Raw genomic sequence first — 13,442 nt, 5'->3', positions numbered from 1 at the left:
GACACGGCCGGCCCCGCCCAAGGGGCAGAGTGGCGAAGGCGGACTCAGGAGCGCCGGTTCCGCCTCCTTCCTTCAACGGGTGAGCGAGCGGACCGTGGGCGCCAGCCGCAGGACCTGGGGGCCTGCGGTCTGCGCTCGCTCGATCTCCGGAAGGATCTCGTTCCGTACGAGGGGATGGGCCATCGCGTCGGCGAGGTGGCGGCGGTGAGCGTTCTCGTCCGGGTACGAGGTGAAGACCGCGACGATGTTCTCTCCGGTGCGGACCGGGAGCCTGGGAAATGTGTTGGCTGCCGGCTCCGTGGTGAGTACCGCGAATGGTGCGGGCCCTGCCTGCCGCAGCAGCGGGACGAGGCCGTCCTGGATCAGTTCGATGCCGTCGTGGGTGCCCGGAGGGAAGTGCCACAGCGCGGCGGCCACGAACCGGTCCGGTGCCGCGGCGCCTGCCTGCCGCCGTTCGGACGGGGTCACCGTGAAGCCGCGCCAAGCCGGCTCGGGCCGCAGCAGCAGGACATTGTCGGAATCGACCATGGTGGCGTTGGCCTGGGGGCCGTGCGCGGCCCAGACCGGTCCGCCGTAGAAGGCTGACAGGGCCTCCCGCCGGGCCTCCATGTCCTTGAAGCCGCGCAGCCAGACGAAACGGTCGGGATCGTCGAGGTCGCGGAACTGGCCGAGGACGATCATCCCGGTCTCTTCCTGCGTTTCGATGAACTCCCGGTCGAACAAATCGATGAGCTCGTCCCGTCGGCCGGGGCGCAGGGTGTATTGGCGCAGCTCGATCACGGCGGGTTGGCCGGCGGGGTCGGTTCTGGGCACAGCGGAATCCGTTCTTTCTCGTACTTCGAGCCGGGTGGACCGACCTGGGCCGACGGTAGAGCCCAGGTGTGCCAGAACCTGTCAGTGTTTCGGAGCAGAATCCTCGTATGTCTGCCGACCGGTTGCTGTTGATGCTGCTGTTGCTCCAGACCCGTGGCCGTATGTCGGCACGACGGCTGGCCGATGAGCTGGGGGTCTCCGTACGTACGGCCTACCGCGACCTGGATCGGCTACAGGCCACCGGGGTCCCGGTCTACGCCGAGCAGGGCCGCACCGGCGGCTATCAGCTGCTCGATGGTTACCGCACCCGCCTCACCGGGTTGAGCGAGCGCGAGGCCAGGGTGCTGTTCCTCGCCGGGCTGCCCACGCCCGCCGCCGATCTGGGGCTCGCTGAGGAAGTGGCCTCGACGCGGCTGAAGTTGCTGGCTGCTCTGCCCGCAGGCATGCGCGAAGAGGCGACGCGGACCGACGCGGTGTTCCACTTGGATGCTCCTGGTTGGTACCGGGAAGCCGAGGCGACCCCGTATCTGCCCCTGCTCGTGGACGCGGTGTTCTGCCGGCGGGCGGTGGACGTGCGCTACCGCCGTTGGCGCGAACCGCAAGAGGTGGACCGCCGGCTGTATCCCTACGGCCTGGTGCTCAAGTCCGGTACCTGGTACCTCGTGGCAGCGGCCAAGGGCCGGACCGCCACCTACCGGATCACCCAGATCCTCGACGCGGTTGTGAGCGACGAGCGCTTCGAACGGCCGGAGGACTTCGTCCTGAGTGAGTACTGGTCGTCCTATCTGGACGGCTTCCGAGCGCGTCGTTATACGGGCACTGCCACCATCCGGCTGTCGCCGAGGGGGCGCGAGCGGCTGGCCGCCAACGTCCCTTCTGAGGTGGTAACGGCATTCGAAGCCACCGCGAGCGCGGTCGGCGATGACGGCTGGAGCGAGGCCGTCATTCCGACCGAGAGCACCGAGCACGCGTGTGGCGAGCTGCTACGGCTCGGTGTCGATGTCGAGGTCGTCGCGCCGGAAGAACTGCGTCAGGTCATGGCTGACACAGTGTGCGCACTCGCCCGGACCTATGGATACATCTGTCCGGAGGGACCGAGGCAGGGGTATCCGGGCGACGTGGCGCCGACGTGACGCACGATGCCTGAATCGGTCAGGACAACAGGTGGTCTCTTGCGAGAGGCATGCCGACCGGGCCTGGCCCTCCCACCTGTCGTGATCCCGGTCCCCGGTGCGTCCCGTCCCGCGAGCATCCGGGACTCGCTGCCGGCCGCCGAAGGACCCACCGCCGCCTAAAGTACAGAGTGGAGCCGTTTGTACTGTGCGGTCCTGAAAATTTGAAAGGAAAGCCGTCGTGAAGACCTTTACCATGCCCGGCACCGACATCCTCGCCCCGAACGTCGTGCTCGGCTTGATGCGAATCGCCGACAAGACAGACGAGGACGTCCGCGAACTCGTCCGCACCGCGCGCGACGCGGGCATCGACTTCGTTGACCACGCCGACGTGTACGGAGGCGAGCTGCACGATTGTGAACGCCGCTTCGCCGACGCGATGGCGCTGAGCCCGTCGCAGCGCGACGAGATCACGATCCAGACCAAAGCGGGAATCGTGACGGACGGGCCGTACTACGACTTCTCTTACGAGCACATCGTCAAGTCGGTCGAGGGCTCGCTCGCGGCCCTGCGGACCGACCGCATCGACATCCTGCTGCTGCACCGCCCCGACGCGCTTGTCGAGCCCGAAGAGGTCGCCCGCGCCTTCGACGAGCTCGAATCCTCGGGGAAGGTGCGCGCCTTCGGTGTCTCGAACCAGACCCCACGCCAGATCGACCTGCTGCGCAAGTACGTGCGTCAGCCCATCGTGGCCAACCAGCTTCAGCTCTCGATCACCCACGGGCCGATCATCACTCAAGGGGTCTCTGCGAACATGCTCGCGGAGCAGCAGTCGGTCACCATCGATGGCGGAGGGATCGTCGACTACTGCCGTCTGAACGACATCACCATCCAGGCGTGGTCTCCCTTCCAGGCCGGTTTCTTCACCGGTGTCTTCCTCGGCTCGCCGGACTACCCCGAGCTCAACGCCGTTATTGACCGTCTTGCCGGCCAGTACGACGTCCCCGCCATCGCGATCGCGACTGCCTGGATCACCCGCCACCCCGCCCAGATGCAGGTCGTGCTGGGCACCACCAGCCCGGAGCGCGTCGCGGGCGCCGCCCAGGGCTCCGAACTTCCACTCACCCGGGCCGAGTGGTACGAACTGTTCCGCGCCGCGGGCCACCTCGTTCCCTGAATCCGGCTGCCCGGCACCACCAGATCCCGCTTCGTGCCGCTGCGCGTGGTGCGGAAGTGGTGCGGCGAGCAAGCCTTACCGGTCGTGCGGGACATGGCGGCGAACTCCGAAGGGCCTGTGTCAGCCCCTGACCGCCACCTCCCCCTCTTCGCCGACCGGGGAGGTGGCGGCCTATGCCTGACCTCCTCCTCAACGTCGCCGAGACCGCCGAGTTCTCGGCACCGGCGAACGCCTCGTCCGCCGTCTCATATCCGAGCGGCGGATCGCCTTCGTCAAGGTCGGCCGCCACGTGAGTCTCTCCGACCAGGGATTACCTGGTTCTGCGAGCTGCGCTGGAGCCGGTTGTATTGACCGCTTTTGTCACCGTTAGTGATCGCGGTCGCCACCCTCGCCGGGGCCGGAGCCGGCTACCTCGCCCGCCGCGACCATGCTTCTTACTTCACGGCCTTGAACCGCGCCGCCATCGCCTTCAGCGGAACCCTCACCCTGGCCGCCGTCTGTGCCACTGCTTTGGCGTCACTGATCCAGTGAGGTTCCCGTTGGGATACGGCTTCTCAGCTCAAGGTCCATACCAGCCGCACCACCTGAGCGCGAACCCGAACGGGACGCCGCACCATCCCCGGCCAGGTCACGAAGGTCAGCCGGCGTGCCGATCCGGCGGACCGGATCCGCCGCCCAACAAGGAGGATTTTCTGGGAACTCGCTTCCACGAACGGCACGTTGAACGGATGCCCACGACCCGCAGCCACCTCACGCGTGCCACGGGTCAGCCACGCCGACGAGAAGGATTCAACACATGGACGACATCTTCGGGGAACTCATCGAGGAGATTGTGGAAGAGACGGCCGAAGAGATCGGCGGCGAGGTCGCCGAAGAGGTCGTCGAAGGACTCTTCGACTGACCAGGCGTCCATGGGATGCGGCAACGGTCCGACCCGCACCGCATCCCATGGACGAAGTCGACGATGTCGGTGGCACAGAAAACGGGCGCTTCCCGAACCGCGGAGGCCGTGGCAGGCGTTTCCAACGTGGCCTGACAGCCATCGCGCAGTCGATGGAACGAGAGGGGCGGTCTGGCCGCCGATGCCGAAGGTCGCCTCGCCACCTTCCACATGGCCGGCGGGAGCCGCCGGAACCGTTCGCCTCCCCGGGGTACGGATCCTTTGGCGAATTCCTGGACGCTCTGGCTGAAGCCCTCACCCAAGGCGTCGGCCCGTTGATGGCCTCCGTCGTGCCCGGGTTTCACCGGGCCGCGCCCGTATGGGGGCCGTTGCCGGATGACGGTGATCCGTGGACGCCGGTCCACCCGCAGAACGGTTCCACAGCCTGAAGGACATCCTCGGGTCGGACGTCGGGTTCTACTAGGTCTGGAAACTGGGCCTCAGTGGCGAAGCACGGTAACCGCCATCACGGGCTCGGATCCGGATCCGGCGGGACTGCCGTATCGTCCGGATCTTGGACGTAGGGGGCATCGAACCGCTCAAGCAGCTCTTCCCCGATGTCACCCATCTCGTGCCACTTGGCATGCTCGGCCACCTGCCGGACGAACAAGGGCCGCCGTGGATCGTCGTCCGTCATGCCCGCCGATCGTAAGAAGGCGTCGAAGTGGTCAGCGGCAGACGGTTCTTGTTCCGGTGAGTCCGCCTCCGCAGCGACGTCGAGGTTCTCCTGGAACAGGTCCGGTTCGGGGGCTGGGAACGGTACGAGGTGACGGAACTGTTCGGGGATGTCCTCGTTGTTCGCGGCTGATGAGAGTTGAGCGAGAAGGCCCAGGTCGTTGACGGTGCGTTCGACGTGGTCGTCGTTCCGGGCAAGCCACCAGACCACGGTGCTGCCGGCATCCTTCAGTACATCTTCGCCGAGATATGCGCGCTTGCTCTGCTCCCAGCGTCGTTCGTGTTCCCACAACTGTTCGTCCTTGCGGACCGCAGCGAGCTTGTCGAGGCGTTCCTGGTCGCGCGGGGCGAGAGCGAGTGTCGTCGCCTCGGCCATGGCCAGTACCCGTTCCGAGACATCCAGTTCCAGAGTGCTCAGCTCACCGTTGAGCTCGTGCTGGACGAGCGAGCTTCTGCCCGGTGAGCGTTTCTCGGTGATACGGCGAGCTCTTTCGAGGACGGCCTCGGCCGCCAGGCCGCCCGGATTGACCAAGGGAGTGTCGGCCTGCCCATCGGCCGGGCACCAGCGCACCGTGGCCGAGAAGAGGAAGTCGTAGTCGTCCGCCTCGCTCGGCAGAGCGACATCGATGAGGCGCAACTCACGGCTTTCCACCGGCGTGGCGGGCAGATATGGCACCAGTTGGGGCGGGACCTCGCCCGGCCTTCGGCGGGCGGCTGCCTTGACCTCCACTACCGGTACAAGCAGAAGAAGGACACCGATCAACGGCCAGGTCCACTGCGGCCAGCCGGCGCCCAGGGCGACGATGGCAAGGACGAGTCCGGCGATGACGGTCATGAAGACCGTCATGATGGTGCGACTTGAACTCATGGGGCACTGTCTCCCTGATGCGATGTCACAGCGAGGGCGCGGCGGCTCGGCTGCGCTGGGCGGCACTGATCTTGTGCAGAAGCCGGGCCGTAACCTCGGCTCGGCCTTCCCGGGAGTCGGCCCCGACCGCGGCCCAGTCACGTGCCGTCATATACACGGCGCCGAGAATGTCTGCGCGGTGTGCGGCGCCGGCGACCAGAACATCGAGAAATACGTCGCTGTACTGGTCGTCCTCGCAGGCGGCGAACAGCCAGCGGATCAGCGGGCTGCTCCATTCGTGCTGTGGGAGCAGGCGGAATACTCCGGCCCACCCAGCGGCCAGCTCGCCGCGGACGGCCCCATCAGGGAGGAGCGGCTGTGCACGACGGGGGCCAGGGTTGATGAGAAGCGCCGGATCACTGAGCTCCAGGAACAGCCGGGCGTCAACCTGCCACTGCGCGGAGGTGAGGCCGCGTTCGAGCCTGTGAAGCATACGGCGACGAATCCAGTGATCGCGTCGGACGAGAACGAGCAGGGCTTCGAATGCGGTCGTCTTTTCGCGCTGCCGTCTGGCCAGATGGTGCAAGCGGACCATGGCCCGGTCAGGATGAGACAACGCCAGCACTTCGGCGCAGACTCCCACAAGTACTTGGGTGAGTTCGTCCGTCAGCCCTTCCCTGCCGGACCAGTTATAGATCGCGGAACGGAAGAAGGCGCCGTGCCGTTCGTCCTTGAGACCGTATTCGAGCACCTGAGCCGCGGCACGGAGTCTTGGCTCCCATCGTGTTGTCGCGGTCCAGCGTTCCACCAGTGCCACCAGCGCTTGCGGGGGGCCGGTACGCAGCCATTGCTCGGCGAACCGCTCGATCAGCAGGTCGCGGCCTCTTTGGGCAAGCCTTCCGGATTCAACGGCGTGGCCGACCCAGTCGCACAAACGGACACGGAGGTCGGGTACGTGGTTCCAGAAGTGGGCACGCACGGCGGCGTCGTAGCCGAGCCCGGTGAAGCGAACCATGCCGTCGGCATCGGCTTCTGCCTTGATTTGGGCAAATCGTTCGGCGAGGTCCGCACGCTCCAGGAGAGGGGTCTCGTCCTTGGGATAGCTCACGGTGCGCAGTAGTTGGTCAGTGGCGTGGTGAAGGTCATCGGCATGTGCTCCGGACAGCATGGCCGTCGTCAGGAGCAGGGCTCTTTGCCGACCCGAGGGGAGCTCGGTAAGGAGTGCGGCGACTTGACCGGCTCGATCTCGCACCGCGTTCAGTGCATCCTCACACCAGTCGGAGAAGCTCCCCTGCTCCCGCGCTCTTCGGCGTGCGGTCTCGATCAGAGCGGCGAGTTCGGCGATCTCCCGCATCGGCGGCAGGTTGTCCAGATGCTCGGACAGCGCCTGGACCGGCTGCAAGGTCTCGGAGACGGGGATCCCGGACTTCCGCAGATAGCTCTGCAGTACATCCATGCCCGGTCCGCGCCCGATCTCGACTTGAAAGTCGATGAGATCAGTGTGGAGTCTCGTCGCTCGCTGGTAGGGGAGTGTCACCACCAGATGGGCCTGACGTTCCACCACCGTGCTCCGGAACGTGGCGAGCTCGTCGTGGACCTCGCTCCAGAGGCGTTCGTCCGCGCCCGACAAGTTCAGCAGTAACTGATCGCCCGCCCCTACGATTTCGGGATCGAGACGGGGACGTCCTTCCTCGCGCGTTTCCACTTCGTGGAACGTTCCGGCGTCGTCTCGCCGTTCGTACAAGAGGATGCGCGCGGCGGCGTTCCGGCCGCTGCCCGGCTTTCCGTCGAGCAGCACGGTGCCCTTGCGCTTGAGAGCGTGGCGTGCGTCACTGAAACCGGGCGGGTGGACGAATCTCTGGTGCAGCCAGGCCAGTTGGTCCGCGGCAACGACGCGGGGGCTCTTGCCCTTGAGATCTGCCAGCAGGCTCGCGGGGTTTTCGCGGTCGAAGTTGAAGATGTGGCCAGTGCCGGTGTGCACCTGCTCCTGGCTGCCGGTCACGGAGGGGCCAGCCGAGTCGCTCACCTGTTGCCGTCCTCGCGCCTGCGCGAGGTGCCGAACCGGTTGTGGACGCCCCCTTGATTGCCGCCCTCGAAGTATGTTCCTACATCTCCAGAGAAATGACGGGGTTCATGGTGTATGTCCCCTGTTCCAGTGTGGACGGCTCCCTGGTTGCCCTTCACCACGGTTCCCACGTCGCCGGTGAATTCTCGGGCCTGAACGACGGGGCCGTTCACTTCGCCCGTGGAGTTACTGGTGCTGCTGGGCTCAGGCGGCGGCTGTACTGCGTCTCGATCGGCGGCTTCCAGCGAGGGCACCAACGTCGCGAGTGCGTCGCCGACGCGGGCCAGGTCAGCCCTGGCGTTGTGCCGCAGGTCGACCCGGACCGACTGGCGGTTGGCGAGCTGACTGAGCGCTGCGGGCAGGTCGGCCTCGCGTAACCGTTCTACATCCCGCCCGTCCAGGACGGGGATCACCGTGATCCCGCAGGCGAATGCCTCCAGGATCTCCCTGCGGACCCAGTCCTGTTCGTCATGCAACTGCGGACAGTGCACCCACGTCGGGCCGATGACAGCGAGGAGCAGGCTACTTCGCCGTACATTGCGGAGGAGTTCCCGGTCGAAGGACTCTCCGGCCCCGATGGACTTCGAGGCATAGAAGATCCGCTCCTCTCCGAAGCGGCGGGAGAGTTCGCGCTCGATCGTGGTGGCGCACTTGTCGCCATCTCCGGTGCGATAGTTGATGAAGACGTCGGGCATGGACCTGTTACCTCTCTATTGGGTGGCAGGGTGCGGGAGTGAAGTCAACGAAGGCGCCAGGGCGCGCACCGACGGGTTCCTGGGGTGGCGGGCCAGGGTATGGGCGAGGTGCCGCATATCGGTGGCGATCGTTGCGGAGTTCGCAGCGGTGACGGAGTCAAGCAGCTCGCCGGTCAATACGCAGGCGAGGTCGATGTCCCCCGCCGCGGCGTGGGCGAGTGCGCGACGTGCCCCGTACCGGGCCTGGGTACGAAGAGCCTCCGCCGGAATCTCAGCGACTTGCCGGTCCAGGACAGCGGCGGCCTCACGCGGCCGACCCAGGTCGTGCAGGCACCAGCCGGTGATCATTCCCACGGGATCAGACAGGTGAGTGGGACCGATGACAGGAGTCTCAGCTTCTCGCTCGTCCCGGTCGAATTGCGCTCGCGCCTGTTCCAGGCAGCGCATGCACGCGTCGTAGTCGCCGGCGAGAGCATGGCCCTGGGCCTCCCGCTGCGCGGCCAGGCCGCGAATCCTCGGCGGGAGAGCGCTGAACTGCGCCCGTCGGGCCAACTCGATCGTCTGCCCAGCGTTCCGCCTGTAGAGCATTACGAGTGCCCGGCGGACCAGTGCGTAAGCGGCCAGGTCATGGTCTCCTCCAGCATCCGCCAGCTCCACCGCATGCCGAGTCCATGAGAGGGCGGCCTCCTCATTTCCCGACTCCTGCATCAGCCAGCCGGCGTACTCGGCATACCGAGATGCGAGCCGAAGCAACGCCCGGCGGGTGGACGGGTCGGCTGAGGTCGATGTGTCTCGAAGCAGGTGCGTCTGCGTGATGAGCGCAGGAAGTACCAGCGCCGGGCTTCCCATCTGGCCCAGTCGGCGGAACTCCCCGAAGAGCGAACGGGATACTTCCAGTAATCCTCCCGCCGCCGACTCGGCAGGGCCGTTGATGCCCAATCCCGACATCGCGGAGGCTGCTCCTGCGGCCATCATCTGCCGACGGCTGACCGGCCGGAACCAACTCTGGCCTTCTGTTGACACGTGCATTACCCACACCTCCTCGTCGTCAGTAGCCGTTCTTGTGGGTTTCTTGGTCATTAGTCCTGCTGGAGCCAGGGCGATGAGCGCACCGTTGGCACCCAGAGCGGTATCACTGAGGCGGGCCAAATCCTCGCTGGGTGGCTGGATACCGCGCTCGACCTTGCTCAACTGGCCCTTGCTGTAGTGAATAATTCCGGCAAGGGTGGCAAGTGTGATGCCGGAGGCCAGGCGCAGCCTCCGCAACTCTCGCCCGAACTGGTTTGGCTGCTGGACCATGCAATCCTCCGACTCCGGTCGTCCGAGCAACCGAGAGCAAGCGTGCGGTAACGGTTGTGGGTCGGACAAGCCGAGTTCTGATGTTTCCTGTTTCCAGTCGGATGCCAGCAGCCGCATCATCCGTCTGTCCAGACCGCCTAACGATTTTGGACATCCGGAATCGAGCGTGCATGGCCAGGTCGCGACTCGACATGACCGCTTCCTCATCGGTCAGGGGCGATCGCCCGAGGTGTATGGCTCCGGGCGGCCTCGGCATGCGTCGCTGGCCTGGTCAGAGCTGGCAACAGTCGAATACGCGACCTCGCCGGTACGGAAGCCGACGTCGCGTCCGCAAAGGCCTGACGACTCATGTCCGCATGATCCGGATCACGCAAAATGCGTCTCGCTATTCGAGAGGACCGGCGTGGAAAGGATCCGAGACGGCGCGGAAGACCGCTGAAACGTGGCTTCTGTCAGCGGATAGAGCCGCGGAGGGCTGAGCGACCGGAAAATGGGCTAGACAACAAAGAAGCCCCAGGTCTCTGGCCTGGGGCTTTCATATGGAGCTGGTGACGAGAATCGAACTCGCGCTCTGAGCTTGGGAATCACCCGGTATTTCGTAGGCTTGCCCGCCTCTGACCTGGGGAAACGCGTCTCTGGGAGCGTGCCGCGGTGGCTTCGTTCGGGCCTCTGCTGACCGCTGTTCACCGTCCTGACGGGCATGTAGTGGCACGCCCATCCCCGGGTGGTCGGCTGAGACGCTGGTGGTCGGCCGAGAGCTGAGCGGGAGCGGCCGCGTTCGGTACGGCCGCAGACCTCCGGTACGGCAGCGGGGCCCGGACCGTGTGTCGCGGCCCTGGCCCTGCCCCGTGCGGTGCCGCCCTGCGACAGTGGCGCGTCAGCTCTGCGCGGTGTCATCGCCCGTCTGCCCGGCGCCCTCGGCTGCGCCTGCCTTCTCGCGGATCTTGCGCACCAGCTCCGCCTTCCGGTCGGCCGCTTCCTTGCGATCGAGGTTGCGGTGCGGACCATTGTTCTGCCGTTCGGCGCGGGACAGCCTCTTGCGCTGGCCGCCGCCCATGCCCACGGGGTTGTTGATGTTCTTGCTCACGGTCATGGGTTCTCCCGGAATGATGTGAAGTGATCTACGGATTCATCGGTGGGGGACGGGCGTGGCGACGTCGAGGGACGTCAGCAGGGGCCCATCACGCTCTCACTCGTAAATCGGCGTCCTGGCCTTCGGCCGAGTATGCGCCGTGCGCGGACATGCTGGTCATGTATCAGCGCAAGCGTGAGACATCGATCCCGAACTCCCCGATCGCCCGCCATGGTCTCCAGCCGCGGGGCAATCGCGTCCGGCGCCCGGCCATCTACGGCAGGAACCCTTGTACCGCTCGGCAAGAGCATCCCGGATGTCGAGGGGCTTACCGGCCTTCAGCGCGTGACGATCCCCGGGCCGGGTGCCCGGCCGGGCCGCGCGACGGCTGGCGCGAGGCCCGCGCTGGTAAGGTTGGGTCACGCTTGCAGAGATCCTGGGCCCGTGCCGGACAAGGTACGGGCCCCGGTCCGTTCAGGGCGCCGAAACGAGGAACCCCATGAAGGCGAAGCAGCCGGCCTCCGGCCGCTCCGGACCCGGCAGGTCCGACCAGGGCAGGGCCCCGCGGGGCGAGCTCTCGGTGCCGGGAACACTGGCGCCTGGCCTCCCGCCGGCCGGGTCCTTCGCGGAGCTGGAAATGCCGGTCGAGCTGATGGGGGTGCTGGCGGGGCTCGGGGTACGGGAGCCATTCCCGATCCAGGCGGCCACTCTGCCGAGCGCGCTGGCCGGCCGGGACATCCTCGGCCGCGCGCGGACCGGCTCGGGAAAGACCCTCGCCTTCGGGCTTGCGCTCCTCGCACGTACGGCGGGCCGCCGCGCCGAACCGAAGCGCCCTCTCGCGCTGGTCCTGGTGCCGACAAGGGAACTCGCGCAGCAGGTGAGCGAGGCGCTGACGCCCTACGCGGAGGCGCTCGGGCTACGCTCGGTGACTGTGGTCGGCGGGCTCGCGATCAGCCGGCAGGTGGCGGCGCTCCGGGCGGGTGCCGAGGTCGTGGTGGCGACGCCGGGACGGCTGGCCGATCTCGTCGCCCGGCGGGACTGCCACCTGGACCGGGTGCGGATCGCGGTGCTGGACGAGGCTGACCAGATGTGCGACATGGGTTTCCTGCCGCAGGTCTCGGAGACCCTGGACCTGATGCCTCCCGGCGGGCAGCGGATGCTGTTCTCCGCGACGCTCGACCGCAACGTCGATCAACTGGTCAGGCAATATCTGAGTGAGCCGGTGTTCGCCACGGTCGACCGGGCGGAGGGCTCGGTCGCGACGATGGAGCACCACGTACTGAACGTCCATCCCGCCGACAAGTACGCGACAGCCACCGAGATCGCGGCCCGGGACGGGCGGGTGCTGATGTTCCTGGACACCAAGCACGGTGTGGACCAGTTCACCCGCCACTTGCGGAGCAGCGGCATACAGGCGGGAGCTCTGCACAGCGGGAAGTCCCAGCCGCAGCGCACGCACACGCTGGCCCAGTTCAAGGACGGCGAGATCACGGTGCTGGTGGCCACCAACGTCGCTGCCCGTGGCATCCACATCGAGCACCTGGACCTCGTCGTCAACGTGGATCCGCCCTCCGACCCCAAGGACTACCTCCACCGCGGCGGGCGCACCGCGCGTGCCGGGGAGTCCGGCAGCGTGGTCACGCTGGTGACGCCCGGCCAGCGCCGGGACGTGAACCGGATGATGTCGGACGCCGGGATCCGGCCCACGGTCGCTCAGGTTCGCTCCGGCGAGGAGAGGCTGACCAGCATCACAGGCGCGAAGCGCCCGCCGGTGCAGGACGGGGTGAAGACCGGCAACGCGGCGTTCCGTGGTCTGGGCACCCGCACGGGCCGCCCGCCGAAGGAATCCCGCAAGGCCGCGGAGGCGCGCACGATGGCGGAGGCCCGCAAAGCCGCCCGAGCGCGCCGGGCCCACTGACGGGCGGTACGGCCGCCGCGGTCGGGAGACACAAGGAGGCACCCACTGCCTCGCATCGAGTGGAGCGTCAAGGAGTGCCGATGGCGAACAGGGTCCAACGACCCCAGGAGGACGCCGAGTTCGAGTTCATCCTGGCGAGGGCGGACGTGCCGGTGCTCGCGTACTTCCACGGGGTGTGGCCCAAGGCCGCGGCAGCATGCAAGGAAATGGACCCCCTGGTGCGGGAGGTGGCCGACGCCTACCAGGGCCGACTGATCGTCGTGCGGGCCGACATCGCAAGGTGCCCCAGCCCCGTACGGCGGTACGGCGTCACCGGCGCACCCTCCTTCGTGCTGATCGATCGGGGCGAGGCGATGGCGGCCGGGAGCGGTCCGATGTCCAGGACCGCGCTCGGGGAGTTCCTGGACGCCCACTTGTGAGCAGGCCGCATACTCTGAGCAGGCCGCATACCGGCCGACGAGGTTGTGCCCGCAGTGACCGGCCCGGGCTCCCTCGCGGCCGCAGATGTACCACTCTTCACCGAAACCGGCGAGTGCCCCGGTGAGGTCCTGGTGCTCGCGCACGGCGGCTACCCGTCGTGGCCGGAAGTCTGCTCATCGAACGACGAGATCGAAGCGAACCTGGGCGCCACGCGAGTTCAAGTTCAGTAGCGGACGGGCTTGAGCGACCGCAACTTCCATGTGCTGATTGTCGGCGCCGGTACGGCCCCCCAGCTCCCGCCGTTCTCCTCTACCAGGCTCTCGACAAGTAGGAGGCCGCGCCCCGACACGGCGTTGTCATCGGCGTGCAGGGGAGTGGCGCAGCCCAGCACGCCGTCGATGACGGCAAT

General features: G+C 67.1%; 11 protein-coding genes. 5 read left to right on the top strand and 6 right to left on the bottom strand.

The features are described from left to right. Positions 1-72: 72 nt before the first annotated feature. Positions 73-813 carry an NIPSNAP family protein gene (locus PV679_RS06325; protein WP_319679047.1) on the bottom strand — a complete coding sequence of 247 codons (741 nt, stop codon included), beginning with the start codon at positions 811-813 and terminating at the stop codon, positions 73-75. A 107-nt stretch (positions 814-920) separates the two neighbouring features. Here PV679_RS06325 and PV679_RS06320 point away from each other — a divergent pair, with 107 nt between their 5' ends. The 3 genes from PV679_RS06320 (at position 921) to PV679_RS06305 (ending at position 3,633) form a co-directional block, all read left to right on the top strand. Then, the gene (locus PV679_RS06320) at positions 921-1,946 is read left to right on the top strand and encodes a YafY family protein (protein ID WP_319679046.1); all 1,026 of its coding nucleotides are present in this window, start codon (positions 921-923) and stop codon (positions 1,944-1,946) included. Positions 1,947-2,166: 220 nt separating this feature from the next. Then, on the top strand, positions 2,167-3,102 hold the full coding sequence (locus tag PV679_RS06315) for an aldo/keto reductase (RefSeq protein WP_319679045.1): 936 nt from the start codon (positions 2,167-2,169) through the stop codon (positions 3,100-3,102). A gap of 369 nt (positions 3,103-3,471) precedes the next feature. After that, on the top strand, positions 3,472-3,633 hold the full coding sequence (locus PV679_RS06305) for a hypothetical protein (protein WP_319679044.1): 162 nt from the start codon (positions 3,472-3,474) through the stop codon (positions 3,631-3,633). Between the two features lie 875 nt (positions 3,634-4,508). Here the strand turns inward: PV679_RS06305 and PV679_RS06300 are convergent. The 5 genes from PV679_RS06300 to PV679_RS06280 form a co-directional block, all read right to left on the bottom strand. Continuing rightward, positions 4,509-5,585 (bottom strand): hypothetical protein, encoded by a 1,077-nt coding sequence (locus PV679_RS06300; RefSeq protein WP_319679043.1) that lies wholly within the window; start codon positions 5,583-5,585, stop codon positions 4,509-4,511. A 25-nt stretch (positions 5,586-5,610) separates the two neighbouring features. After that, positions 5,611-7,566, bottom strand: coding sequence for a hypothetical protein (locus tag PV679_RS06295; protein WP_319679042.1), 1,956 nt, complete (start codon positions 7,564-7,566; stop codon positions 5,611-5,613). Positions 7,567-7,586: 20 nt separating this feature from the next. Further along, positions 7,587-8,324: a toll/interleukin-1 receptor domain-containing protein gene (locus PV679_RS06290; RefSeq protein WP_319679041.1), complete on the bottom strand. Its 738-nt coding sequence runs from the start codon at positions 8,322-8,324 to the stop codon at positions 7,587-7,589. Positions 8,325-8,339: 15 nt separating this feature from the next. Then, positions 8,340-9,743, bottom strand: coding sequence for a helix-turn-helix transcriptional regulator (locus PV679_RS06285; protein WP_319679040.1), 1,404 nt, complete (start codon positions 9,741-9,743; stop codon positions 8,340-8,342). 757 nt (positions 9,744-10,500) lie between these two features. Further along, a complete protein-coding gene (locus PV679_RS06280; RefSeq protein WP_319679039.1) occupies positions 10,501-10,716 on the bottom strand; it encodes a DUF6243 family protein in 216 nt (71 codons plus the stop codon). Positions 10,717-11,194: 478 nt separating this feature from the next. Between PV679_RS06280 and PV679_RS06275 the strand changes: the two genes are divergently transcribed. Next, complete coding sequence (locus tag PV679_RS06275) at positions 11,195-12,613, top strand: DEAD/DEAH box helicase (protein ID WP_319679038.1); 1,419 nt, start codon at positions 11,195-11,197, stop codon at positions 12,611-12,613. An 80-nt stretch (positions 12,614-12,693) separates the two neighbouring features. Next, positions 12,694-13,032, top strand: coding sequence for a thioredoxin family protein (locus PV679_RS06270; protein WP_319679037.1), 339 nt, complete (start codon positions 12,694-12,696; stop codon positions 13,030-13,032). Positions 13,033-13,442 lie beyond the last annotated feature (410 nt).

Source organism: Streptomyces sp. AK02-01A (assembly GCF_033795305.1).
Lineage (GTDB): Bacteria > Actinomycetota > Actinomycetes > Streptomycetales > Streptomycetaceae > Streptomyces.
The sequence above is the reverse complement of the archived record's forward strand: the minus strand, read 5'-3'. Positions and strand labels throughout refer to the sequence as shown.

What these genes read in the sequence shown, in the direction of transcription:
- PV679_RS06280 (WP_319679039.1), bottom strand. Translation starts at nt 10,716, where the DNA reads ATGACCGTGAGCAAGAACATCAACAACCCCGTGGGCATGGGCGGCGGC.
- PV679_RS06320 (WP_319679046.1), top strand. Translation starts at nt 921, where the DNA reads ATGTCTGCCGACCGGTTGCTGTTGATGCTGCTGTTGCTCCAGACCCGT.
- PV679_RS06270 (WP_319679037.1), top strand. Translation starts at nt 12,694, where the DNA reads ATGGCGAACAGGGTCCAACGACCCCAGGAGGACGCCGAGTTCGAGTTC.
- PV679_RS06300 (WP_319679043.1), bottom strand. Translation starts at nt 5,585, where the DNA reads ATGAGTTCAAGTCGCACCATCATGACGGTCTTCATGACCGTCATCGCC.
- PV679_RS06290 (WP_319679041.1), bottom strand. Translation starts at nt 8,324, where the DNA reads ATGCCCGACGTCTTCATCAACTATCGCACCGGAGATGGCGACAAGTGC.
- PV679_RS06285 (WP_319679040.1), bottom strand. Translation starts at nt 9,743, where the DNA reads ATGATGCGGCTGCTGGCATCCGACTGGAAACAGGAAACATCAGAACTC.
- PV679_RS06275 (WP_319679038.1), top strand. Translation starts at nt 11,195, where the DNA reads ATGAAGGCGAAGCAGCCGGCCTCCGGCCGCTCCGGACCCGGCAGGTCC.